The following is a 23258-nucleotide window of genomic DNA, read 5'->3' on the forward strand; positions in this document are numbered from 1 at the left end:
CTCTGGCAGTTCTTCTGACGGGGCGTCAGAGTAGGGCGCCGGAGCGAAGCACGGAAGGGGCACGGCATGAGCGAGGAGACCCGGAGCGACCTGTACGCGGAGCTGGCGGCGGTGGGACCGTACGGAGTCCACCCCGGGCACGCGCTGATCACCATGGTCGAGCCGCATCCGGGGCACGAGTACGCGTACAACCGCTGGTACGAGGACGATCATTACTATGCCGGCGCGATGGCGATGCCCTGGATGCCGGCGGGCCGGCGCTGGGTGGCCACGCGGGAGCTCCAGGAACTGCGCTACCCGGAGAAGTCCGCGGTGGCGCAGCCGGTCGGCGCCGGGTGCTATCTCTCCACGTACTGGGTGACGGACGGGCGTTACGACGACCACATGAAGTGGACCGTCGGGATCAACAAGCGGCTCAACCGGGACGGCCGGGTCCACCAGGACCGCACCCACGTCTTCACGGCGTTCCAGGACCACGAGGCGACCGTCTACCGCGACGGGGCCGCGGGCCCGCGGGACTTCCACGCGCTCGACCACCCGTACGCGGGGCTCGTGCTCCAGGTCGTCGACGCCGACGGTCCGGAGCGGCGTGCGGAGCTGCTGGAGTGGCTGCGCTCACGGCATCTGCCGGAGCGGCTCGCCGGGTCACCGGCGGCGATGGTCACGGTCTTCCGGCCCACACCGCTGCCCGGCGACCGGATGGCCTATGTGAAGCAGGTCGAGGGAGTGGATACCCGGCTGACCCTGCTGTGGTTTCTCCAGGAGGACCCGCGTGCTTGCTGGACGAAGCACTTCACGGGGCTCGACGGGGCGGTCGCCGCATCAGGCCTGGGGCGGGTCGAACTGGCGGCACCGTTCATTCCTACCGTGCCCGGGACGGACCGGTACGTCGATCAGTTGCGGTGACCGGTGCTGCGGTCCTCTGCACTGCGTCTGGGTCGACCACGTACTGGCCTTGCGCCGGCGCCGTCAGGCGGGCCGGCGGTCGGTCGGTTCGGGTCGAGCCCCCTCGGCCAGGACGGCGGGCCAGTCGAGAGGGCTCCAGTCGGTGGTGCGCCTGTGTCCTGCGGGCAGCACCGGTCAGGCGTCGGCAGCGCCCGTCGCGACATCCCGCACGAAGGCATTCCACGCGCCGGACACGAAGGTGAGCGAGGGACCCTCGGGTGCCTTCGAGTCACGCACGGCAATGGCCTGCGTAAGCGGGGACTTGACCTCGACGCACGCGCCGTTGCCGCCCGAGTACGAGGACTTGGTCCACATGTCCGTAGCGCCCTGAAGAATAGCCATTTTCACTCCGGTTCAGAGAGTTGTGCGAGCGGAACAATCCGCGTTCCTGTTGGCGTGATCGACGCTACTCGTCAACTTCGCCGCGTGGCGGGGCCATTCACTCGACCGGATGGCATATCCCCTGTGAGTCTTCCGCCGAGAGGTGGCGGCGGTGTAGTGTGCCGCCACCTCTCGGCGGACATCGCTGCATTTCTCGCAAAACAGACGTCATGGGGTGACTGGAATCAGCTGGTGTACCCCTTGGCGATCCCGCTGATGAACTCCCTGGTCTGTTCCACGTTCAGCGCCTGTGCCCGCAAGTGCTCGTACATGACGCTGTATCGCTGCACATCATTGGCTTTCTCCAGGTACAGGTCGCTGGTGACGCCCTCGATGTAGACCACGCTGGAGTCCGCGGCATCCGGGAATTCCAGAATGGCGTACTGCCCGTTGATGCCGGGGTGCGCACCCATGCTGAACGGCAGTACCTGCACGGTCACGTGCGGCAGGTTCGACTGCTCGATGAGGTGCTCCAGCTGGTCGGTCATCACCTGCTTGCCGCCGACCATCCGGTGCAGCGCGGACTCGTCGATGACGGCCCAGAGGCGCAGCGGATGCTCCGCCGCGTTGATCCGGTCCTGGCGGCGGGCGCGGACGCTCACCCGCTTCTCGATGTCCGAAGGAGCGGATTCCGGCAGCGCGCCGTTGATCAGCGCCTCGGCGTACTGCCGGGTCTGCAGCAGGCCGGGTACGACCTGGGGCTCGTACACCCGCAGGGACTCCGCATCGGTCTCCAGCCCGATGTAGACGCTGTACGGGATGTCTCCGAAGGCATGCCACCAGCCCTGCTGACGGGAGTCCTTGGCCATCTGCATGAGCGAGTCGACGACGCGGTGGTCCTCGACCTCGTACACCCCGCAGAGGTCGCGGACGTCACGCTGGCTGATGGAGCGGCGGCCGTTCTCCAGGCGGCTGATCTTCGACTGCGAGACCAGCAGGCGCTCCGCCACCTCCTCGGCCGTCATGCCCTTGATCTCGCGCAGGCGGCGCAGTTCCTGGCCCAACCGGCGTCGCCTGACGGTGGGATTGACGTTGGACGGCACGGAAAGTGCACCTCCGGCTATGTAGCTGTGCGTATCTACTGCTCAGCAGATTGCCACCCATGACCATGGGCGCGCTGGGAAATGGCCACACGCAGGCGCGCGGGGCAGCCGGTGGACCCGGCTGCCCCGCGCGTGGTGCGGCTCCCGAACCGGGTCTTTGGGGACGTCGGTGCGGCGGTATGCGGTTCTCCGCGCGGTCGTCTGCGCGGTCAGTGGACGGAGGTGTGCGCCATGCTGCCGCGGCGCGCTTGCGCCCCGGGCTGCAACGGCACGCCTGCCGCCTGCTGATTACGGCGTGGCTGTACGGCCACGCCGTTCTGGACGTCCATCACGGCATGCGCCACGAGTCCGCCCATGGGGTCGTGTCTGATCAGGTCCCGGAGCCGGGAGCGCGATGAGCGCCCCTCGTTCCCGGGGTACAGGTGCTTGCCGAGTCCGACCGCGTGGGCCAGTGCGGCGAGCGCCGCGGTCCGCGGGTCCGGCGGTACGCCGGTGCGGATCGCACTGTCCAGCCGGTTTCTGATGTCCCGGCTGATCGCCGTGTCCGTCGCTTGGTAGCGAGTCGTCGGCAGCACTCCGCACATCTGGCCCGCTACGGCATGCACCATGCCGCACCGCTCCAGATGAGCGAGGTAGATCTGGCGCAGCCCCAGCCGGGGCCCGCCAATCCAGTGGACGGCCCGGACCGGGCTGCCGCGTCGGCGCAGCAGTTCCAGTGCGGAGTCCAGAGTCGGATCTCCTGTCGGCCGTGGCATCACCACGGCGATACGATCCCCGTCAGGGGCTATCCGTCCTGCCAGAGCCAGCTCCACTAGCTGTGCTCCGGCGAGGCCGAGGTCGAGCGACTGCGGCTGCGCTGTGGTACCCGTGGTCGGGTCCAGAGCGAGCAGCAGAAGCTCCTCCGGAATTGTTCTGCGGCTCCTGCCCATCCATGCCTCCCCGCGTGGATGAGTGACAGGGTGACCCCTCTCACATTGGTCTGTCGAGAGCGCCTGGGTGCTTTGCATGGGAACCAGTAGGTATGTCGTTCTCGTCTAGCAGCCCGGCCAGGGGTTCACACAGGACACTGGTAGATGGTTCGGACAGCGCGGGGTTGCCCCCGCAGCGCATGGAGGAGGCATCGGTGGCGGGCGAGTCCCCCGACAAGTCGGAGCAGCGGAAGTCGTCGGGGACGGCTGCGGAGGAACGTGATCCGCGGCTTGCCGTGTTCCGAGAACCGGCCGCTTCGACCGACAACGCGACAGCGGTCTTTCGTACGCAGGCCCCCAAGGACGCCGCGGACGACGCCGCGGAGAGCCCCGCGGGGGGTTCCGCGGGCCCGGGAGACGCCGTGGACGGCCCCGAGAAGGGCTCCCCGCCGTCCGGCGGGGCCGGGGAGCCCTCCGGTGCCGATGGGGCCGCTGAGGCTGCGGTGACGGCTGAGGCGGACGCGGAGCCGGAGGCCGGTGCGGAACCGGACGCCGAGCCTGGCGCGGACGCCGAGCCGGGTGACGCGCGGTTGCGTGCGGCGGTCGCGGCGTGGGTCGCGAGCGGCGACGACGAGGACGGCGGCACGGCTTCCGGCGACGACGACGGTGACGCCGAGGCCGAGGGTGTGGCTGATGCTGCGGCCGCGGACGTGCCCCGGGTCCCGAAGACCCGCGCGGAACCGGCGGAGCCGGCCGCGTCCGAGGAGCCCGCTGCGCCGGCCACGGCTGCGGATGCCGCCGAGCCGACGGATTCGGCCACGCCTGCCGAGCCGGCTGGGCCGTCCAAGCCGTCCGGGGCCGCTGCCGCTGCCGCCGAATCCGACGGCCCCTCGGAGCCTGACGACATCGACGACGCCGAGCCCGCCGAGCCCGCCGAGCCCGCCGAGCCCGCAGAGGGGGCCAAGGACGCGGAGCTGCCGAAGCCCGCGGCGTCCACCGAGTCCACCGAGCCGTCCGAGTCCGCCGACGACGACGCTCCGGCGAAGTCCACCGGCCCCGGCGAGTCCGGAGAGTCCGACGCCGAGTCCGGCACCGAGCCCGGCGACCCCGTAGATGATCAGCGCGGAGTCGATCAGCCCACGGCCGTCTTCAAGGCGGTCAGGCCCGCCCGGGTCGACCAGCCGACGACCGCGCTGAAGATCCCCCCGGCGAAGCCGAAGCCGGAGACGGCCGCCGAGCGGACCAGCACCTTCGTCCCGCTGCGCTCCGACGACGTGCGTCCGGCCGCCGCTCCCGCCATCGGGCCGACGGTCACCCCGGACGTCACGCCGGGCCGCGGCGTCGGTCCCGGACGGCCCGCGACGCCCAGCTGGGCCGCCTCGCCGGTGGCCGACGGGGCTCCCGCCCCGGCGCTCAGCGGCGCCGAGCGGACCAGGCAGCAGCCGTTGCCGCCCAAGCCGCCGCTCGACCTGCTCGCCGAGCTGACGAACACTCCTCCGCCGGAGGAGACCCCGGTCCGCACCGCGGTCCGCAGGGTCAAGATCTGGACCCCGCTGCTCCTGCTCGCGGTGATCATCTTTGCGATCGCGCAGATGGTGCGCCCGCTGCCGACCCCCGAACTCAGGCTGACGGCGGAGCCGACGTACACCTTCCAGGGCGACGCGCTGGACCTCTCCTGGCCCGGCCAGGGGCAGTCCGCCGTGATCGTCGACGGTGTGGGTTCGCTCGGTTCCGAAGGGGCGCAGAAGCCCGCTCCGATCGCCAGCGTCGCGAAGGTCATGACGGCGTACGTCATCCTGCGCGAGCACCCGCTCAAGGGTGACGAGCCGGGCGAGACGATCACGGTGGACCAGCGCGCGGAGGACGAGTCCAAGCTGACGGACGAGTCGACGGCCCCGCTCAAGAAGGGGCAGAAGCTCAGCCAGCGCGACCTGCTCCAGCTGCTGATGATCCCGTCGGGCAACAACGCGGCCCGCCTGTTCGCACGCTGGGACTCCCCGACCGAGGCCGAGTTCGTCGCCAAGATGAACGACGCGGCCAAGGACCTCGGGATGACCGGGACGACGTACACGGACCCGAGCGGTCTGGAGAAGACCACCGTCTCCACCGCGGACGACCAGCTGAAGCTGGCCCAGGCGGTCATGCAGAACGAGGTGTTCCGCAAGATCGTGGACATGCCCGAGGTCGACATCAAGGGCATCGACACCAAGATCTACAACAACAACACGCTCCTGCTGCAGCCCGGCGTGAGCGGCGTCAAGACGGGTTCCTCCACCCCTGCGGGCGGATGCCTGCTCTGGTCCGCGAACACGGTCGTGGACGGCAAGACGCACCGGATCTACGGGGTCGTCATGGGTCAGCAGGCGGGCACGGGCCGGCTCTACGACAGTCTCGCGCTGTCGCTGAGCAACGGGCTCAAGCTGATCCAGGACGCGCAGAAGGCCGTCACCTCGGCCACCGTCGTGAAGAAGGGTGACGTCGTCGGGTACGTGGACGACGGGTTCGGGCGCAGCACGCCCGTCGTCGCCACCAAGAACCTGAAGGCCGTCGGCTGGTCGGGGCTGGAGGTCGAACTGTCCGTCACGGACAGCGGCAAGGCGATCTCCCACACCGCGCCGGCCGGTACCGAGGTCGGCATGGTGACCGTCGGCACCGGTGACGGAAAGGTCAGCGCGCCCGTCGCCCTCCAGGGGGATCTCACGGAGCCGGCCTTCGGCGACAAGCTGACGCGCGTCGGCTGACGCGCATCGGCCGCCCGCGCAGCGCGCGGAGAAGCGGAGGAGGAGGCGCCGCAACCGGCGCCTCCTGTCTGCCCGGCGTACGTGTTAGCGTCCCCAGGCAACTCAGGGCCCCGGGACGGCGTCCTTGAGGAAGTACGAGGCCGGCGGAGGACGGGGAGAGAGCCGTAGTGACCACCGCGGAGCCGAGACCCGGCCGTGCGAGGGACCGCGTCACCGCGGAGATCGGTGCCGAGGGAAGCCGTAGGAGCAGCAGTGGCGGTACGCGAATACCGCTGCCTCCCCCGCGTACCCCCGAGCCCGTGGCCGCCCCGCCGCCCCCGACCCGCCGGCAGCGTCTGCTCCGTCACCCCGTGACCGTGGCGACAGCGGCCGCCGCGGTCACCCACGTCCTGTGGTTCTTCTTCTTCGCGAACAGTGGCGGCGACATCGCCGCCCAGGACGCCTGGGCCGAATTCGTCGGCCGCCACCCGGGGACCGCGTACAACCTCGCCTGGTACGGGGGCATGCACCCCGTCTCGTACAGCGTGGTGTCTCCCTACCTCATGTCCCTCCTCGGCGTCCGTACGACGATGATGATCGTCGGCACGGTGTCGGCGGCGCTCACCGCGCTCATCCTCGTGCGGGTGCGGGCCGTCCGTAACCCCGTGGCATGCTCGCTCGCCGGGGCCTTCGCGTATCTGTGCAACGCCCTCTCGGGGCGGGTGACGTTTGGTCTCGGCATGATGTTCGCGCTGGGAGCGGTCGCCGCGGTCTTCTGCTGGCCGCACCGCTGGCGGTACAAGCGGTGGGCGAAGGCAGCAGTCGCCGCGCCCCTCGCCGGACTGGCCACCGCGGGCAGTCCGGTCGCCGGACTGTTCCTCGGCGTGGTGGCGGCCGCCCTGTTCCTGAACAAGCGGCGCCCCGGCGCGTACGCACTGGGGCTCGCGCCGGTCGTCGTGGTGGCGCTGTCCTCGTGGCTGTTCCCGTTCTCCGGTACGCAGCCGATGTCGCTCGGGACCCTGTCGCTGCCGTTCCTCTTCGCGGTCCTCGTCTTCCTGCTGGTGCCGAAGGACTGGAGCTCGGTCCGCACCGCCGCCGCCGTGTACGGGGTGGGGACCCTCCTGACGTACGTGGTCGATTCGCAGATCGGCTCGAACGTGTCGCGCATGGCGATGCTCTTCGCCGGAGTCGTCCTGCTCGCCGCGCTGCCGTACACGGCGCCGCGCAGCCGCCGCTGGTACGCCCTCGTCCTGGCCTTCGCGGGACTGAACTTCTGGATCGGCTACAAGGGCGTCGACGACATCGTCCGTACCGCCCCCACCGCCTCCTGGAGCCGGGAACTGGCCCCGCTGGTCAATCAGCTCCAGCGGGCGCGGGCCGACCGGGGCCGGGTCGAAGTGGTGCCGGCGAGCAGCCACCGGGAAGCGTCCGCGCTCGCGCCGTACGTCAATCTGGCCCGCGGCTGGAACCGGCAGGCCGACATGAAGCGCAACCCGATCTTCTACGACGACACGCTGAACGCCGTGAACTACCGGCAGTGGCTGGACCGCTGGGCCGTGCACTACGTCGTGCTGCCCGAGGGCTCGCCCGACTCCAGCGGGGCGGAGCAGGAAGCGGCGCTGGTCGCGAAGGGCCAGCCGTATCTGAAGGAGATCTGGGGCGACGCCAACTGGACGCTCTACCGCGTCCTCGCCCCGGCCCCGATGGCCGATCCGCCCGCGACGGTGGAGCGGGCGGGAGCCGAAAGGCTGACCATCCGCGTCCAGGAGGCGGGCCGGGTACTGATCCGGATCCCGTACTCGCCCTGGCTGGCCCTCGTCGACGACGAGGGCAAGGCCGTGGAGCGCCCGCAGGAGACCGAGGAGTCCAAGCGCCGTTCGGAGGAGGGCGGGGACGCCGTGAAGTCCTTCGAGAATCTGCACGGCTGCCTGATCAAGGAGGACGAGGACCTGGAGGGCGACGAGTGGACCGAACTGCTCGCCCCCCGGCCGGGCGTGTACCGGATCGCGGCCCCGTACCAGTTCCGGCCGGGCACCCCGTGCCCCGAGGAACTCGGCTGAGGCCCGTCCGCCCCGTGCGGTGACCCGGGCCGCGCGGTGCGGATCGGGCAAGTAAATCGTGCACGATGTCTCCCTCCGGGCGCACGCCCCTGGCAAGGTGTGCTGCCATGAGGTGTCAACACTGCGGCGATGAACGGCGGGGCGCGCTGCCGGGCATGGTCTGTCCCGGCTGCGGCTCCGTGGCCCGCTCGGCGGCCGGGGACGGTTCGTGGATCGCCCGCGAGACACTGATCGGCCGTATGTCCACCCTGCCGGGGCGGCGCAAGGCGCTGCTGGCGGCCGGGATCGTGGTGGCGGCCGGCGGTCTGGTCACCGCCGTCTCGTTCCTCGCGTCGACGGACCGGGAAGAGTTCGCCGGGGGCCGCCCGGGGTCGGCCGGCCGCGCCGACGCCCTGCCCGATCCCGTGGGCGGGGCTCCGAGCCTGATCGGCCCGGGTACCGAGGGCCCGCAGACACCGCCCGCCGGCTCCGTGAGCCCGTCAGGGAACCCCGGGGCGGACGCCACCGCGTCCCGGACACCGAAGCCGCCACCGGACGAGGCGCGTTACCGCTACACGGCGTGGGCGGGGCCCGGCTGCTCGACGGGCGAGTACCGCGAGCACGGGCGCTTCGAGAACGGGGACGCGGGCTGGTACACCGTCGACTCCGGTGGTTTCTCGGGCAGTTCGTGCGACGGGCGGTTCAGTGCCGTCCCGATGTCCGGCAGCCCAACCGAGGACCGGGGCAACACCGCCGTCTGGTCCTGGCACCTCGGCAAGGGCTTCCGGGAGTGCGCGCTCACCGTCTTCGTGCCGCGCGGCGAACGGGATCGCGATGTGGCCGGCGACCCCACCTTCTACCGGGTGCTCTCCGACCCCGACGACACGGACTCCGCCTATACGGGCTTCGCCGTGCGCCAGCCGGAGCACCGCGGCGCTCCGGTGGAGGTGCGGAGCTTCCCGGTCAAGGGGGCCACCTTCGCCGTGCAGTTGATCGACCGCGGCCGCGACTGGGGCGACGAGGAACTGGCGGGCGCGCATCACGCGGCCGCCCAGGTGAAGGTCGCCTGCCGCTGAGGTCTTCTGAGCGCGATGCGGTCGCGGGGTGTGCGGCAGTCGGTGAGGCGCCTTCGCCGACGCGTGGACCATGGTTCGGCGGGCGCCGAAGCGTCCGGGTTCTACGGTCCGGACATGAGCGACACGACACGGCTTCCCCGCCGGCACGCCTCGACGGTGACGACCGCGGCCGACCTCGCCCTTTCACCCCGGCCGACCTGGACGAGGCGCGCAGCCGTCTCGACAGGCTGGGCCGGATCTGGGCGAACCGGCTCGGCTCCCTGACGCCCGACCAGCTCGACCGGTCTCCCGGACCGGGCTGGACGTTCCGTCAACTGGCCTTTCACACCGCCGAGTCGGCGTACTACGCCGACGCCGTAGGGAGGCTATCGCCGGAGCCCCTGCCCGGCCGGAAGTCCGCTCCGAAGTCCGGCCGGAAGTCCGGCTGGGAGTCCGGTCAGGAGTTCTGACCGCTTGCTGGGCCTATCGTTTCTCGATAGATTTCGATCGTGGGTCGATCGAGGGAGACGTGATGGGAAAGCTGACAGTGCTCGCGCTGCGCGCCGTGCTCGTGGTGCTGCTCGCCGGTTCGGTGTTCGTCGAGGCGGTGATGGTGCCGCTGCTGGCCGCCGATCTGGACGGGCTGAACGAGGACTACGCGTACCTGCGCGTGCCGTTCCTGGTGATCACCGTCCTGGGGGTTCTGACGGCCCAGGTAGTCCTGGTCTGTGTGTGGCGGCTGGTCACGATGGTGCGGCGCGGGACGGTGTTCTCCGAGGCCGCCTTCCGCTTCGTGCACATCGTGATCGGCGCCTTCGTGGCGGCCGCCCTCCTGGTGTTCGCGCTCGGAGTCGTCCTGGCGCCCGGCGAGGCCGTGGCGCCGGGCATCGTCCTTCTGCTCGGCGGGGTCGGGCTGGCGATCCTGGGGGTGGCGCTCATCGTGCTCGTGCTGCGGATGCTGCTCGCGCAGGCCGTCGCGCGCGATGCCGAGGCGGCGCAGATGAAGGCCGAGCTGGACGAGGTGATCTGATGCCGATCGCCGTCGACATCGACGTGATGCTGGCCCGGCGGAAGATGTCCGTCGGTGAACTCGCCGAGCGCGTCGGGATCACGCCGGCCAACCTGGCGGTCCTCAAGAACGGCCGTGCCAAGGCGGTGCGCTTCGCGACGCTCGCCGCGCTCTGCGAGGTGCTCGACTGCCAGCCGGGAGACCTGCTGCGGTGGGAGGCCGAGGAGGGTGACGCGGCCGGGGACGGTGGCGCCCAGGAGGACGGGGACGCGGGGAGGATCGGGGACGCCGTCATCGGGTGACCGGGGCCGAGGGTGCATTACCTCCGGGGTAATCGACCCGTTTCCCGGCGACCGGCATGGTGGTTCCACCGGGTTCCGAGGCGGCTTACCCCGCCTCGGGATTCGGCCCCGACCAGCGTGTACGTCCCCGATGGAGGCTGATTCCCGATGTCCGTGACCGCCCTTTCCGCCGTCGCCCGCACCGCCGAGCCGCTCGTCATGCTCCGCCGGTTCCTCGCCCTCGACGCAGTGGTCACGGGGGCGAACGGGCTCGCCTACGTGGCCGCGTCCGGGCCGCTCGGCCGCCTGCTCGGCATCGACCCGACGCTGCTCCTCTGGCTCGGCGTCTTCCTCCTCGCGTTCGCCGCCGACGTCGGCTGGCTCGCCTCCCGCCGCGAGCCCTCCGGCTTCCTCACCCGTGTGGTGATCGAGACGAACGTCGTCTGGGTGGTGGCGAGCATCGCCGCACTCGCACTCTGGCTCACGCCGACCACCGCCGGCGCGGTCTGGGGACTGATGCAGGCCGGCACCGTCGGTGGCTTCGCCGCCCTGCAGTTCGCGGCCCTGCGGCTCAGGCGCTGAGCGAGCGGAGGTACGTGGCGGTCGCCCGGTCCGCGGGCAGGAAGGTCTCGATCGCCAGCTCGGCCACCGTCACATCCATGGGGGTGTTGAAGGTCGAGATCGACGAGATGAACGACAGCACCCGCCCGTCGTGCTCGATCCGGAGCGGCAGCGCGAAGTACGGAACCGGTTCGGCCGGCTCGACGCCCGCGTCCCGCACCGGATACGCCGACACCTCCTCGTACAACTCGCGCAGCGCGTCCGAGCGCACCAGGGCGATCTGCCGTTCCATCTGGGCGAGGAGGTGGCCGCGCCACTCCCGTAGATTGCGAATCCTCGGCGCCAGGCCCTCCGGGTGGAGGGTCAGGCGCATCGCGTTGAGCGGGGGAGTGAGCAGCCGCTCCGGTACGCCCTCCAGGATCATCGCCATACCGTTGTTGGCGGCGACCACGTCGTAGGTCGCGTCGACCACGAGCGCCGGGTACGGCTCGTATCCGGCGAGCAGTTGCAGGAGCCCGGAGCGCAGGGTCTCCAGCGCCGGGTCGTCGAGCGGGGTCTCCGGGAACGTGGGCGCGTAACCCGCCGCCAGCAGCAGGGAGTTGCGCTCCCGTACCGGAATGTCCAGGTGCTCCGCCAGCCGGAGGACCATGTCCTGGCTGGGGCGCGAGCGGCCCGTCTCGACGAAGCTGATGTGCCGGGCCGAGGAGTCCGCGCGCAGTGCGAGCTCCAGTTGGCTGAGGCGGCGGCGTTCACGCCAGCCGCGCAGCAGGGGCCCTACTCCCGTATCCACCGCGACAGTTGTGGTCATGGAATCACCGTAGCCCGGCCCCGGTTCCGCGCGGCGGCCGAGAGGCGTTCAGCCGTTCGGAGCCTGCCGCCAAGGCTTCTCTACTCCAAGAAGTGGAAGCCGGGCCGCGGGTGCATCAGGAAGTCGTGGTGCGAGATGTTCCAGGCGTACGCGCCGGTCAGGGCGAAGGCCACCCGGTCGCCCGCCCGGAGCCCCGGCGCGGGAACGGAGCGGGACAGCACGTCCTTCGGGGTGCAGAGCTGGCCGGTCAGTGTCACGGTGTCCCGTCGCGCCTCGGGACGCGGCCAGGGGTGGGGCCAGGCGTCCACGGGGAGCACGGCACACGGCTGGTCGTGGCTCTTGGCCGCCGGGGTGCGCAGATGGTGGGTGCCACCGCGCACGACCGCGAACTCCTCGCCGTGGCTGTGCTTCACGTCCAGCACCTCGGTGGCGTACCAGCCGCAGTACGCGGTGAGGGCGCGGCCCGGTTCGATCCGCAGCAGCAGCCCGGGGTGGGCGTCGGTGAGTGCGCCGAGGCCCTTGCCGTACGTGGCCCAGTCGTAGCGGGCGCCGGGGCGGGTGTAGTCGACGTTCATGCCGCCGCCGATGTTCACCTCGGGCAGCGGGATGCGGTGGCGCCCGGCCAGTGCGAGCGCCCAGGTGACGATGGACTCGGCGACGGCCAGCTGCTCGGGTGCGTCCAGTCCACTGGCCAAGTGGGCGTGTACGCCGACCAGTTCGAGGTTCGGATAGGTGCCGTCGGTGAGCATACGCACGACGGTGTCCGCCTGGTCGGGGTCGAAGCCGAAGGGCGTCGGGCGGCCGCCCATGGCCAGCGAGCTGCCCTCCAGCGTGCCTGCTGCCAGCGGGAGGTTGAAGCGCGGGAGGACCGAGATCCGGGCGTCCGGGGCCCGCAGGGCGGCGAGGTGCGCCAGCAGATGCAGCTCGTGCTCGCTCTCCACGTGGAAGCGCTCCACACCGAGGTCCAGGGCCGCGGCGATCTCCGCCGGGGTCTTGCCGGGACCGCCGAAGGCCAGCGGGCGGCCGGGAACGGCCTCGCCCACGTGGGTCAGCTCGCCGCCGGAGGAGACCTCGTAACCGTCCACGTAGGGCCGCAGGGCCACCAGGGCCTCCGGCTCCGGGTTGGCCTTCGCCGCGTAGTACAGCTCGACGCGCTCGGGCAGCGCCGCCCGTACCGTCGCGGCGTGGGCGCGCAGGGCCGACAGGTCGTAGAGGTAGGCGGGCAGCTCGTCCGGCGCGAGGGCCAGGGCGTGTGCGCGCACCGCGGGGGTCGTGGTCGTCATCGGTCGCTCCAGGGGGCGGCGAGGCAGTCGGGCCGGGTCGCTCCGGAGAGCAGCTCCGCGGCGAGGGGGGAGGGGAGGCGGACATAGGCGGCCTCGCGGTCGGCCTTGCGTCCCCAGCGGGTGAGCAGGTTGGCCTTGGCGGGCAGCGGGACACCGGCCAGCAGGGCGCTCAGGCGGGGCGGGCAGCCGTGCTCGTCGGCGTACTCCTGGAGGGTGGTGCGCACCTGGGCCCAGAGCGCGGTCTCGGTCTCCGGGTGGAGGTCGGCGAGGGCGGCGAGCATCTCGGAGACGTGGTTGACCAGCAGGCAGTAGACGACACGGTCCCAGCCGCGCTGCGCGTCGTACGTGAGCGGGTCCGCGACCTCCTGCGGGAGCGAGGCGAGCGTCCCGGCGTGGAACTCGGGGACGAGCTTGGTGCCCTCCAGATCGCGGAAGAGCACCTGGACGGGCAGGCCGTCCCCGTCGACGCAGACCAGGACGTTCTGTAGGTGCGGCTCCAGTACGAGGCCGTGGTCGAAGTACGCGGCCAGGACGGGCGGCACGAGCAGCCTGAGGTAGGCCGCCCACCAGCCGAGCGCGGCCTGCGGGCCCCCGCCGTCCAGCAGGCGCGAGATGTGGCCGGGGCCGGTGGGGAACTCGTCGGCGACGGCGCCCGCGAGCAGCGGGGTCGTACCGGGCAGCAGCCGTTCCGCCAGCCCCTCGCGGACGATGACGCCGAAGCCCTCCAGGAGCCCGAGGTCGGGCCGCCCGTCCGGTCCGGGTACCGCCAGGCTGCGGTACGCGGGTTCACGGAGCATGGCGCTGCCGGGGAAGCGGGTGGCCAGGTCGGCGAGGGCCGGTGCCAGCACGCGGGTCAGGGCCACGGCGCCGGAGAGCTCATAACTGGAGTTCTTGCGGAGGCAGTTGGTGATCCGGATGTTGAGGCTGAACTTGAGGAAGGAGTCGCCGTCGTACAGGGTGCGGACGGACGCCGTCGCCGTGAACGGGTCCCTGCCGGGTCCGAGGTCGAGGATGTCGCCCCGGGCGAGGCGTTCCCGGAGCGCGGGGTGCTCGTGCAGCAGCTCGTACTGCCAGGGGTGCACGGGCAGCAGACGGTAGCCCTCGGGCACCGGGTGGAGCCGGTCGAGGGGGCCGGTGGCCCCGGCACCGGTGGACTCCTCGGCGATCAGGTGGTCCCGCACGGCGAGCATCCGCAGCGGGAAGGAGGCGGCGGCCTCGGGGGCGTAGGCGGTCCAGGAGGCCGGGTCGCCGCTGCGTGCCTTGGGGGTCGGGTGGAAGCGGTGGCCGAACAGGAGGGACTGTTCCGACGCCAGATAGGTGGCGAGGGGGCCGCTCGCGGGGGCCGGTGCGGTCCGGGGAGCGGCGAGGGCGGCCGAGACTCCCTCGTGGCTGGAGCGGACCTGGTCGAGGAACTCGTCGTTGGTCACGCCCGTACGGAGTGAGAGTTCGGCATGGGTGTACTCGGCGAGGCGGAGCCAGTTCACCTCGTTCCAGCCGCCTTCGTGCTGTTCGGTGACCGGGCCCCGGAAGCGGTGGGCGCCCAGGAGCGAGGTGCGGCGCAGGGCCACGCGGAGCAGCACGCCGCGCCGGGGCAGCCGCAGCAGCAGGTGGCCGTCGTCGACGGCCGTCTGGTGCTCGGGCCCCGACACCTCGCGGAGCAGGCAGTTCAGCAGCGTGTGCGCCACGGCCTGGTCGGCGTCGGGCAGGCCCGCCGGCGTCGAGGGGTGTGCGCGGGCGGTGCCGGTGGGCAGTGACATCAACGGCTCCAGCGGGTATGGGTGCGGATGCGGGGGGAGCGGCGGACCAGGACGGGGAGGGCGGTGGTCAGCGCCGCTCCCACGGCCACGGCGGTGCCGATGAGCAGGGGTGCGGCCGGTCCGAACGCGCTGTTGCCGGCCGCGGCGGCGACACCGGCGGCGACCGCCCCCGCCTTCGATACGAATTCCAGGGAGCCGAACATCCCGCCGGGCGGCCGGCCCTTGGCGCAGTCGGCGGCCAGCATGGACAGACAGACCAGGCCGAGCGTGAGGCCGATGCCGAGCAGCAGCCGTGCGGCGGTGAAGGCGGCGAGTGTGTCCGCGACGCCGTGTCCGGCGAGGCCGAAGGCGATGAAGCCGAAGCCGAGGGCGATCCCGGCGCGCGGGCGCCTCTCGAACGCCTTGTGCACCTGCATCGCGCACACGAGGTAGAAGAGGTGCGGCAGCGCGAAGAGCACACCGGAGACGACCGGGGAGATGCCGGGCACGCGCTCCCCGACCAGGGAGATCAGGTAGGGGAAGGAGATGACGGTGGAGAACACGAACGCGAACTCGTAGCCGTAGAGCGTCCGGAGCGGGGTGGCGGGCTCCGTGGTCCGCGCCCGGGGGCAGTCCGGCGCGAGTGCCGGGGACGGCTCGGGCGCAGGGGACGGCTCGGGTGCAGGAGACGGCTCGGGTGGCGCCGGGACCGTGGGCGTCCTGCCCGGTTCCGGCAGTGCGGCGAGCATCACGGCGGCCGCCAGGGGGAGCACCGCGAGCAGCGCGTACTGGCGGTGTGGCGAGACCCAGGGCGACAGGGAGCCGACGACGATAGGCGCGAAGACGAGCGCCGCGCGTGCCGCCCCCTGCATCAGGGTGAGCGCCCTGGACAGCCCCGGCCCCTCCAGCGCCGCCGCGAGATAGCCGTTGGACGCGGCGAACGTACCGCCGAGCACGCCCTGGAGCACTAGCGCGGCGGTGAACGTGGCGAGGGAGTCCGCCCAGCCGGCGAGCAGGAACGATACGGCCAGGCCCAGTTGGGCGCGCAGCAGCAGCCGTTTACGCCCGTAACGGTCGGCGAGGCGGCCCCACAGCGGTGCGCCCAGGGCGCCGAACACCGTCGGGACGATGTAGAGCAGCCCGGCCCAGCGCGCGGTGGCGTCGCCGAGCTCGGGAAGGATCATGGTGAGGTACGGGGGCAGGCCCAGCGCGGCGAAGGACGCCACGAAGTAGCAGGCTGCCACGGCACGCACCTGGCGGCGGCCGAACTCCGGCCTGGTGTCCGCAGGCCCTGTGGTCGTCCTGATTCCGGACGTCATCGCAGCTCACACCCCAGGCAGCAGGTAGTTGGGTCCTGTCGTGTAGTGCTTGTTGATGTCGGCCGCGCCGGAGCGCTCCTTGGTGAGCAGGCTCCCGGCGCTCACCATCGCCTTGACCGGCAGCCGCGCCGCGTCCAACACCTGTTGGCGCAAGACGTTCCCGGGCTCGCCCGGCCCGGTCCCGAGGCGGTCGACGGCCTCGCCCAGCCGGTCGCGCACGAGCCGCAGCAGCTCGTCGAGCGGGGCGCGGCCGTGCCGGGCGAGCCCGAAGGCGTACGCGCCCGCGCACAGGTGGACGGTGATGGTGGTGAACAGGTCGACGACCGGGCCGTCACTGTCGGCGAAGATCCGCGCGTCATCGAACTCGGCCGGATCCGGAGCTTGTTCGCCCAGCGCCTCGCGCAGCCGGCCCGTGTTGATCCGAGGGCCGTCGTTGTCCTTGAGCAGCAGCCGCAGGCGGGGGCGGCGCGCGTGTTCGTCCAGTACCAGGGAGATGTTCTGCTGGTGGGACTCCAGGGCGATGCCGTACCCGAATAGGGTGGTCTGCCAGTCGAAGAGCAGGGTGAGGACGGCATCGAGGAGGGCCGTCGTCCGGCCGCCGTAGAAGCGGTCGGCGAGGTGGTCGGAGACCAGCCGGCCGTCGGGGGCCGTGCTCAGCAGCGCCGCCATGGGCAGGACGACGGCATCGTCGAGTCCGGCCGGGTAGCGGCGGCGAAGGACCGCGAGCAGCTCGTGCCCGGCGTGCGCGTACCGCGTCTCGTCGGCGTGCAGGATCGTTTCGCGGAAGCGGGGTTCGCGGGCGATCACCGTCTCTATCAGCCGCTGGCCGGCGGCGCCGTCGACCAGCGTGCCCGGCTTGATGGTGCGCCGGTTGCGCAGGCCCAGGGTGGCGGTGGCCAGCGGCAGCTTGAGGTGCAGGGCGGGATCGGCGGTGAGGGCCACGGTGCGCATCGACAGCGTCGGTACGGTCTCCGGGTGCGCCCGCTCGGCCAGGACGGCCCGCCGGTCGAGCCCGGTGGCGCGCAGCGCCTCCCGCAGCGGCGCGCCGACGGTCAACGGGTGTACGGGCAGGGCGAGATGGGTGCCTTCGAGCTCGGGCAGCCCGGCCGCCGAGGGTGACAGCCAGGTGTCAGGTCCCTGCACGGTGACGGCATCGCGCGGCAGGGCGAGTGTCCGCAGGGCGACCCGGGGGTGGAACTCGGGCGCGTAACGGCGCAGTTGCTCTCCGGTGAGCCCGGACCGGCCGCGTCCCGTCGGGTAGACCGGGTGGTCGAGGCGGGCCGCGAGCGTGTCATGGGCCAGGCCGCCGGCCAGTCCAGTCCATGCGGCCGGGCTGCTGCCGTAGCGGTCGGTGAGCCGGGCGGCGACCTCCTCGCGGGTCGCGTCGTGCAGCCGTACGGTGGCGAGGGTCTGGCGGCATTCCTCGGCGAAGGCGTCGAATCCGGCCCGGTCGGCGGGGTCGGCGAGCTGCGCGAGCGCGGCGAGGATCGCACCGGACGTCAGTGACCCGGCTCCGTCGGACTCCCGTTGGAGCAGCGGAAGCCGTGCGGCCAGCTCGCACTGGTAGCCGTCGTCGCCGACGGGCAGCAACAGCGCTTCGCCGCTTCCGGGGGTACCGTCCGCAGCCTTCACCGGCAGCCGCAGCCAGCGGCCGTCCGGCCGCTCCACGACGGTGCTGCGGGTCCGGAGGCCGACCACGTCCTCGCGCAGCAGCGCGCTGAGTACGCGCAGGACGAGCGCGCCCTCGGCGGTGTCGCGCTCGGTGGCGACGGGGGCCGTCACGGCGTGATCTCCCAGCGCCGCGCGGCGAGGAAGTCCGCCACCACCCGGTCGACGGCGCCCTGGTCGGTGCCGGTGGCGCGGACGACCCCGAGGTAGTCGCGGTTGGTGCGGTACAGCTCGTGCCGCTCCCCGGTCCGGCGCAGAGGCCGGTACGCCAGCTCGACGCCGTCGGTCCGCAGGTCCGCCGCGTCGGGCGCCGCCGTGAGCGTCCCGGCGCGCTCGGCGCACGGGTAGTCGATCCGGGCATGGCCGTCGGTACGGGCGCCGAGGTCCGCGGGCAGGGGCTCACCCAGATGTGTCCGCAGGATGTGGTCGAAGAGCGGGATGCCGAGCAGCTGCTCCAGCAGCAGATCGCACTGGTCACCGATCGCCCGGTAGTTGACCTCGATGATCCTGGCCCGCCCCTCCCGCACCACGAACTCGGTGTGGCAGGCGCCGAACCCGACGCCGAGGGCGTCCAGTTGGGACAGCACCTGCCGCAGGACGGCCTGCGGATGCGAGGGCAGGAACCGCATGCGCTCCTCGATGAAGTGCGGGGGCGCGGACAGCTCGGTGTGGAAACCGCCCAGGACATGGCGTACGTGTCCGTCGCCGAGCGTCTCCAGGGTGTACAGCTCCCCGGCGAGGTACTCCTCGATGACCAGCGCCGCGTCCGGCCGCCGCGCCTGGATCTCCTTGCAGCGCAGCGCCAGTTCCTCGGGGCCGGTGACGAGCACCACGTCCTCGCTGGCCACACCCTCCCGCGGTTTGACGACGCAGGGGTACGGGGCACGGGCGGCCAGGTCGTCGGCGTTCTCGCCCGCGGGCAGCTCGGCCGACCACACGGAGTCGGCCCCGGCCGCGGCGAGGTGGCGGCGCATCTGCGCCTTGTCCTTGGCGCGCAGCGTGGCGCGCCAGTCCTTGCCCGGCAGGCCGAAGTAGTCGGCGACCAGAGCGGCCTGGGTCTGGAGGTGGTCGCTGTTGGTGAAGACGGCGGCGGGCTCGTGGTGCGTGGAGATCCGGGTGATGACGGCACGGAAGTCCCGGACATCGCACGGGAGGGTCTCGATGTCCGGGTAGGCATGCAGGTGGGGCTCGGGCCGGTCGGTGAGCAGAGTGATACCGAGGCCGAGCCTGCGGGCCGCGGGGAGGAAGCCCTCGGTGACCGAGTCGGTGGGATTGAGAGCGAGAACGTACAGCCGCATGGGGACCACTTCCGGAGGACGACGGGAGGGCGCGGGAGACGCCGGGGGCGGGCCGGCGGTGCGGCCGTCGGCCCGCCCCGGTGGTGACTGCCGGTGCTACTGCTTCGGCAGCTCGACGCCGACGGCCTCGGCCACATCGGCGAGCATGTTTCCGGCTGCCTGGACACCGATGCCGGACATCCAGGTCTCGTCCGGGACGGTGAAGACCTTGTTGCCCTTGACGGCCTCCAGGTCCTTCCAGACCGGGTTGGACGTGACGTCCTTCTGCTGGGTCTTGTCGGGCTCGTCGGCGACCGTGACGAAGACGAGGTCGGCCTCGGCCTTGTCGATCTGCTCGGGGCTGACGTCCAGCATCGTCATCGCCGGGTCGTCGGAGTTCTGCGACTCGGGGCGCGTCAGGCCGATGTCGTCGAGGACGATGCCGCTGTACGCGGACTTCTGGTAGAGGCGCGTCGGGCCGGCGACGAAGCGGACGACCGAGACGGACGGCATCGCACCGTCGTACTTCTCCTTGATGGCCTCACCGAGGGCCTTCGCCCTGGCCTCGTAGCTCTTCATCGCCGTGTCCGCCTGCTTCTCCAGGCCCAGGGCCTCGGCGTGGACCTTCAGGTTCTCCTTCCACGGAGAGCCGGTGGTCTCCGTGAAGACGGTCGGGGCGATGCCGTTGAGCTTGTCGTAGACCTTCTCGTGGCGGACCTTGGAGGAGAGGATCAGGTCGGGCTTGAGCGAGGCGATCAGTTCGAGGTTCGGCTCCTCCATGGGGCCGACGTCCTTGACGCCACCGATCTTGTCCTTGAGGTAGTTGGGGAAACCGCCCTCGGTCTTCATGTGCGGGGAGACCGCGCCCACCGGCTCGATGCCGAGCAGCGTGACGTCGTCCAGTTCGCCGGTGTCGAGGACGACGACCTTCGTCGGCTTGGCGGGGATCTTCGTCTCGCCCATCGCGTGCTTGATGGTGCGCGGGAAACCGGCGTCCGCGGCGGTCTCGGCCCCGGCCTTGGGGTCGTCGGCCGGCTTGTCGCTGCCGCAGGCGGCGAGCGTGCCGGTACCGAGGGCGACGGTGAGCAGTACGGCGCTCAGCCGGCGGGTGCCGTGCAGGGGAGCTCGTGTGGTCATGAGGGTTCGTGTCCTTGCTGTGAGCGGAGGTTGGGTCGAGCGGGCGCTGACGGCCGGGCCGGACGGGTGGTGCCGTCCGGCGCCGGGGCTTGCGGTGGGCGTACGCGCCCCGGGCCTCTGCGCGGCCCTAGGCGAGAACGGCGGCGGCGTGCCGTGCCGACCTGTCCTTGGGGATGACCAGCGGGGTGCCGGTCTCCGGGTCGGGGATCACCCGGCAGTCCACCTCGAACACGGACTTGACCAGCTCCGCGTCGAGCACATCGGCCGGTGCGCCGGCCGCGGCGAGCTCGCCGTCCTTGAGGACCACGAGGTGGTCCGCGTAGCGGGCGGCCTGCCCGAGGTCGTGCAGCACCATCACGACGGTGCGTCCCGCCTCGGCGTGCAGTTCTGCGACCAGGTCGAGTACGTCGAGCTGGTGGCGGAGGTCCAGGAAGGTGGTCGGCTCGTCGAGGAGCAGGAGTTCGGTGTCCTGGGCCAGAGCGAGTGCGATCCACGCGCGCTGGCGCTGACCGCCGGAGAGCTGGTCCACCGGCTGGTCGCGCAGCGACGTCGTGCCGGTACGCTCCAGCGCCTCGTCCACCGCCGCCTGGTCGGCCTCCGACCAGGGGCTCAGGAGCCGCTGGTGCGGATAGCGGCCGAGACGGACCAGGGCCTCGACGGTGATCGCGTCCGGGGTGACGGGCTGCTGCGGGAGCAGGCCCATCCGGCGCGCCAGCGCCCGGGCGGACATCCGGTGGATGTCGGTACCGTCCAGGGCGACGCTGCCGCCGGCCGGGGCCAGCAGCCGGGTCAGCCCGCGCAACAGGGTCGATTTGCCGCAGGCGTTGGGCCCGACGATGGCGGTGATCGCGCCGCCGGGCAGGGCCAGATCGAGGCCGCCGATGACGACACGGTCCCCGTACCGCAGGTCGAGGCTGTGCGTGGACAGCTGGTTCGTGGCGGTCGGTCGGCTCATGCGGCACTCCGGTTGACGGGCCTGCTCTGGCGGATCATCAGGACGAGGAGCCAGGGGGCGCCGAGCGTGGCGGTGACCACCCCGACCGGCAGCCCGCTCACGGGCAGCAGGTGCTGCACCACGAGGTCGGCGGCGAGCAGCAGTACGGCACCGCCCAGACCGGTGAGGACCAGCGTCCCCGCGGTCGGCGGCCCGGCGACGAACCGCACCAGGTGGGGCACGGCCAGCGCGACGAAGGCGACCGGGCCGGTGAGGGCGGCGGCCAGTGAGGCCAGCGTGACGGCGGTGACGAGGAGCTGGAGCCGTGCGGCATCGGTGTTCAGGCCGAGCCCGCCCGCCGAGTCGTCGCCCAGGTCCAGGACGGCCAGCTTCCGGTGCAGCGCGAAGGCGGCGCCGAGCGCCACGGCCATCGCGCCGCCGGCCGCCCACACCTCCGTCCACGTCCGGCCGTAGAGCGAGCCGGTGGTCCACTGGAGCGCCGAGTTGGCGAGCTCGGCGGGGAAGCGTACGACCATGAGGTTCACGGCCGCCGCGAGACCGGCCTGCACTGCGAGCCCGACCAGCACCAGCCGGGCGACGGACACCCCCGAGCGCCAGCCGAACACCCCGAGCAGCAGTGCGGCGAGCAGTCCGCCGCCGAGCGCCGCGACCGGGATCAGGGTCTGCGAGGTGCCCGTGGCGAGCAGGACGACCGCGCCGAACGAGGCACCGCCCGTCACCCCCATCACATCGGGGGAGGCGAGCGGGTTGCGGAAGAGCCGCTGGAGCATGGCGCCCGCCACCCCGAGTCCGACGCCGGCGACGAGCGCCGCGACCATCCGGGGCGCGCGGAACTCCTGCACCACGAGCACCTCGGCCGGATCGCCGAGGCCGATCAGGGCGCGCAGCGCGACGGACGCGGGCAGCCGCAGCTGCCCGGTGGTCACGGCGAGGGTGACCAGTACGAACAGGAGGACGACGGAGCAGCACCCGAGGAGCAGCGTTCTGCGCCGCTGCCGGGCCCGGGCCCCGCTCGGCCCGGGTGCCGCGAGGCTCTTGCGGTCGCGTACGGCCAGGTCGGTCATCGGGCCACCTTCCGGGCCAGCACAGCGAGCAGCGGCGCACCGAGGAAGGCGCTGACGATGCCGACCTCCAGCTCGGACGGGCGTACGACGACCCGTCCCAGTACATCGGCGGCGAGCAGCAGCAGCGGACCCGCGATCAGACAGCCGGGCACCAGCAGCCGGTGGTCGGATCCGATGGCGAGGCGTACGAGGTGGGGCGCGGCGAGCCCGATGAAGGCGACGGGCCCGGCCACCGCGACCGCGGAACCGGCGAGCAGCACCACCGCGATCCCGCCGGCCAGCCGAATGCGGCCCACCGGAACCCCGAGCGCCTGGGCCGAATCGTCGCCCAGTGCGAGGGTGTTGAGGGCCGGGGTGATGGCCAGCGCGAGGACCAGCCCGATGACCAGGGTCGGCAGGACCGGCCACAGCACGTCGAGGGTGCGCCCGGACAGCGAACCGGCCAGCCAGAAGCGGGCCTCGTCCAGGGTGCGCGAACTGGCCAGCATCACGGCCTGCGTCCAGGACAGCAGCACCATCTGGATCACCACACCGCCGAGCGCCAGCCGTACGGGGTCGATGTCACCCGATCGCCGGGCGAGCGCCTGCGCGAGGAGCCCGGCGGCGGCGGCCCCGGCGAAGGCGAACCACACGTACTCGACGGGCCTGGTGAGGTGCAGCGCGTAGATCGCGACGACGACGGCGAAGCCCGCACCCGCGTTGATGCCCAGCGTGGTCGGTGAGGCGAGCGGGTTACGGGTGATTCCCTGGGCCACGGCCCCGGCCACACCGAGCGCGGCACCGACCACGAGGGCGACGACCGTACGGGGGAGCCGGAGTCCGGTCACCACGATGGCGTCACGTCCGTGGGCGTCGTTGAAGAGCGCGTCCAGAACAGTGGGCAGAGGTATCGAGCGTGACCCCACGGCGAGGCTCAGCGCGACACAGACGGCCAACGCCCCCGCCCCTGCGAGGAGTAGAGGGATCCGCAGTAATGACGGGCCCGAAAGGGCGACCTGCTCTTTCCTGGACACGTGAGGAGATTTTAGGTTAGGCAATCCTAATCCTGTCAATCGCCTGTGGGGTGCGA

At 71.9% G+C, this 23258-nt stretch carries 20 protein-coding genes; 7 read left to right on the forward strand and 13 right to left on the reverse strand.

Annotated features, from left to right (window positions below):
- Positions 1-66: 66 nt before the first annotated feature.
- Positions 67-906 carry a hypothetical protein gene (locus tag ACFWSK_RS15800; RefSeq protein WP_383785586.1) on the forward strand — a complete coding sequence of 280 codons (840 nt, stop codon included), beginning with the start codon at positions 67-69 and terminating at the stop codon, positions 904-906.
- A gap of 174 nt (positions 907-1080) precedes the next feature.
- On the opposite strand, the gene ACFWSK_RS15805 is transcribed toward ACFWSK_RS15800, so the two are convergent.
- The 3 genes from ACFWSK_RS15805 to ACFWSK_RS15815 form a co-directional block, all read right to left on the reverse strand.
- Positions 1081-1287, reverse strand: coding sequence for a DUF397 domain-containing protein (locus ACFWSK_RS15805; protein WP_383785590.1), 207 nt, complete (start codon positions 1285-1287; stop codon positions 1081-1083).
- 224 nt (positions 1288-1511) lie between these two features.
- On the reverse strand, positions 1512-2369 hold the full coding sequence (locus tag ACFWSK_RS15810) for a helix-turn-helix domain-containing protein (RefSeq protein ID WP_383785593.1): 858 nt from the start codon (positions 2367-2369) through the stop codon (positions 1512-1514).
- A 209-nt stretch (positions 2370-2578) separates the two neighbouring features.
- Positions 2579-3298 carry a GPP34 family phosphoprotein gene (locus ACFWSK_RS15815; protein WP_383785596.1) on the reverse strand — a complete coding sequence of 240 codons (720 nt, stop codon included), beginning with the start codon at positions 3296-3298 and terminating at the stop codon, positions 2579-2581.
- Between the two features lie 194 nt (positions 3299-3492).
- On the opposite strand from ACFWSK_RS15815, the gene ACFWSK_RS15820 reads away from it, so the two are divergent.
- The 6 genes from ACFWSK_RS15820 (at position 3493) to ACFWSK_RS15845 (ending at position 10963) form a co-directional block, all read left to right on the forward strand.
- Entirely contained in the window at positions 3493-6018 is a 2526-nt protein-coding gene (locus tag ACFWSK_RS15820; RefSeq protein WP_383785598.1) for a serine hydrolase, read from the forward strand.
- 167 nt (positions 6019-6185) lie between these two features.
- Positions 6186-8057 carry an MFS transporter gene (locus ACFWSK_RS15825; protein WP_383785601.1) on the forward strand — a complete coding sequence of 624 codons (1872 nt, stop codon included), beginning with the start codon at positions 6186-6188 and terminating at the stop codon, positions 8055-8057.
- A gap of 107 nt (positions 8058-8164) precedes the next feature.
- Entirely contained in the window at positions 8165-9112 is a 948-nt protein-coding gene (locus tag ACFWSK_RS15830; protein WP_383785604.1) for an adhesin, read from the forward strand.
- Positions 9113-9623: 511 nt separating this feature from the next.
- Positions 9624-10121, forward strand: coding sequence for a DUF2975 domain-containing protein (locus ACFWSK_RS15835; protein WP_383785607.1), 498 nt, complete (start codon positions 9624-9626; stop codon positions 10119-10121).
- Entirely contained in the window at positions 10121-10402 is a 282-nt protein-coding gene (locus ACFWSK_RS15840; protein ID WP_383785610.1) for a helix-turn-helix domain-containing protein, read from the forward strand. The genes ACFWSK_RS15835 and ACFWSK_RS15840 overlap by 1 nt, the downstream gene beginning before the upstream one ends.
- Positions 10403-10549: 147 nt before the next feature.
- Entirely contained in the window at positions 10550-10963 is a 414-nt protein-coding gene (locus tag ACFWSK_RS15845; protein WP_383785613.1) for a hypothetical protein, read from the forward strand.
- On the opposite strand, the gene ACFWSK_RS15850 is transcribed toward ACFWSK_RS15845, so the two are convergent.
- The 10 genes from ACFWSK_RS15850 to ACFWSK_RS15895 form a co-directional block, all read right to left on the reverse strand.
- Positions 10953-11750, reverse strand: coding sequence for a helix-turn-helix domain-containing protein (locus ACFWSK_RS15850; RefSeq protein WP_383785615.1), 798 nt, complete (start codon positions 11748-11750; stop codon positions 10953-10955). The genes ACFWSK_RS15845 and ACFWSK_RS15850 overlap by 11 nt on opposite strands.
- Before the next feature lie 80 nt (positions 11751-11830).
- Positions 11831-13033, reverse strand: coding sequence for a type III PLP-dependent enzyme (locus tag ACFWSK_RS15855; protein WP_383785619.1), 1203 nt, complete (start codon positions 13031-13033; stop codon positions 11831-11833).
- Positions 13030-14790 (reverse strand): IucA/IucC family protein, encoded by a 1761-nt coding sequence (locus ACFWSK_RS15860; RefSeq protein WP_383785622.1) that lies wholly within the window; start codon positions 14788-14790, stop codon positions 13030-13032. The genes ACFWSK_RS15855 and ACFWSK_RS15860 overlap by 4 nt, the downstream gene beginning before the upstream one ends.
- Entirely contained in the window at positions 14790-16088 is a 1299-nt protein-coding gene (locus tag ACFWSK_RS15865; protein ID WP_383785625.1) for an MFS transporter, read from the reverse strand. The genes ACFWSK_RS15860 and ACFWSK_RS15865 overlap by 1 nt, the downstream gene beginning before the upstream one ends.
- Before the next feature lie 6 nt (positions 16089-16094).
- Positions 16095-17870, reverse strand: a complete 1776-nt coding sequence (locus ACFWSK_RS15870) for an IucA/IucC family protein (protein ID WP_383785627.1) — start codon at positions 17868-17870, stop codon at positions 16095-16097.
- Positions 17867-19054 carry an acetyl-CoA carboxylase biotin carboxylase subunit family protein gene (locus tag ACFWSK_RS15875; RefSeq protein WP_383785630.1) on the reverse strand — a complete coding sequence of 396 codons (1188 nt, stop codon included), beginning with the start codon at positions 19052-19054 and terminating at the stop codon, positions 17867-17869. Before ACFWSK_RS15875 ends, ACFWSK_RS15870 begins: the two co-directional genes overlap by 4 nt.
- Positions 19055-19150: 96 nt before the next feature.
- Positions 19151-20170: an ABC transporter substrate-binding protein gene (locus ACFWSK_RS15880; RefSeq protein WP_383785632.1), complete on the reverse strand. Its 1020-nt coding sequence runs from the start codon at positions 20168-20170 to the stop codon at positions 19151-19153.
- Positions 20171-20297: 127 nt separating this feature from the next.
- On the reverse strand, positions 20298-21125 hold the full coding sequence (locus ACFWSK_RS15885; RefSeq protein WP_383785634.1) for an ABC transporter ATP-binding protein: 828 nt from the start codon (positions 21123-21125) through the stop codon (positions 20298-20300).
- The gene (locus tag ACFWSK_RS15890; protein ID WP_383785637.1) at positions 21122-22189 is read right to left on the reverse strand and encodes a FecCD family ABC transporter permease; all 1068 of its coding nucleotides are present in this window, start codon (positions 22187-22189) and stop codon (positions 21122-21124) included. Before ACFWSK_RS15890 ends, ACFWSK_RS15885 begins: the two co-directional genes overlap by 4 nt.
- Positions 22186-23202 (reverse strand): FecCD family ABC transporter permease, encoded by a 1017-nt coding sequence (locus ACFWSK_RS15895; protein ID WP_383785640.1) that lies wholly within the window; start codon positions 23200-23202, stop codon positions 22186-22188. The genes ACFWSK_RS15890 and ACFWSK_RS15895 overlap by 4 nt, the downstream gene beginning before the upstream one ends.
- Positions 23203-23258 lie beyond the last annotated feature (56 nt).

It is taken from the genome of Streptomyces sp. NPDC058620 (assembly GCF_042717135.1).
In the GTDB taxonomy this organism is placed as follows: Bacteria; Actinomycetota; Actinomycetes; order Streptomycetales; family Streptomycetaceae; genus Streptomyces.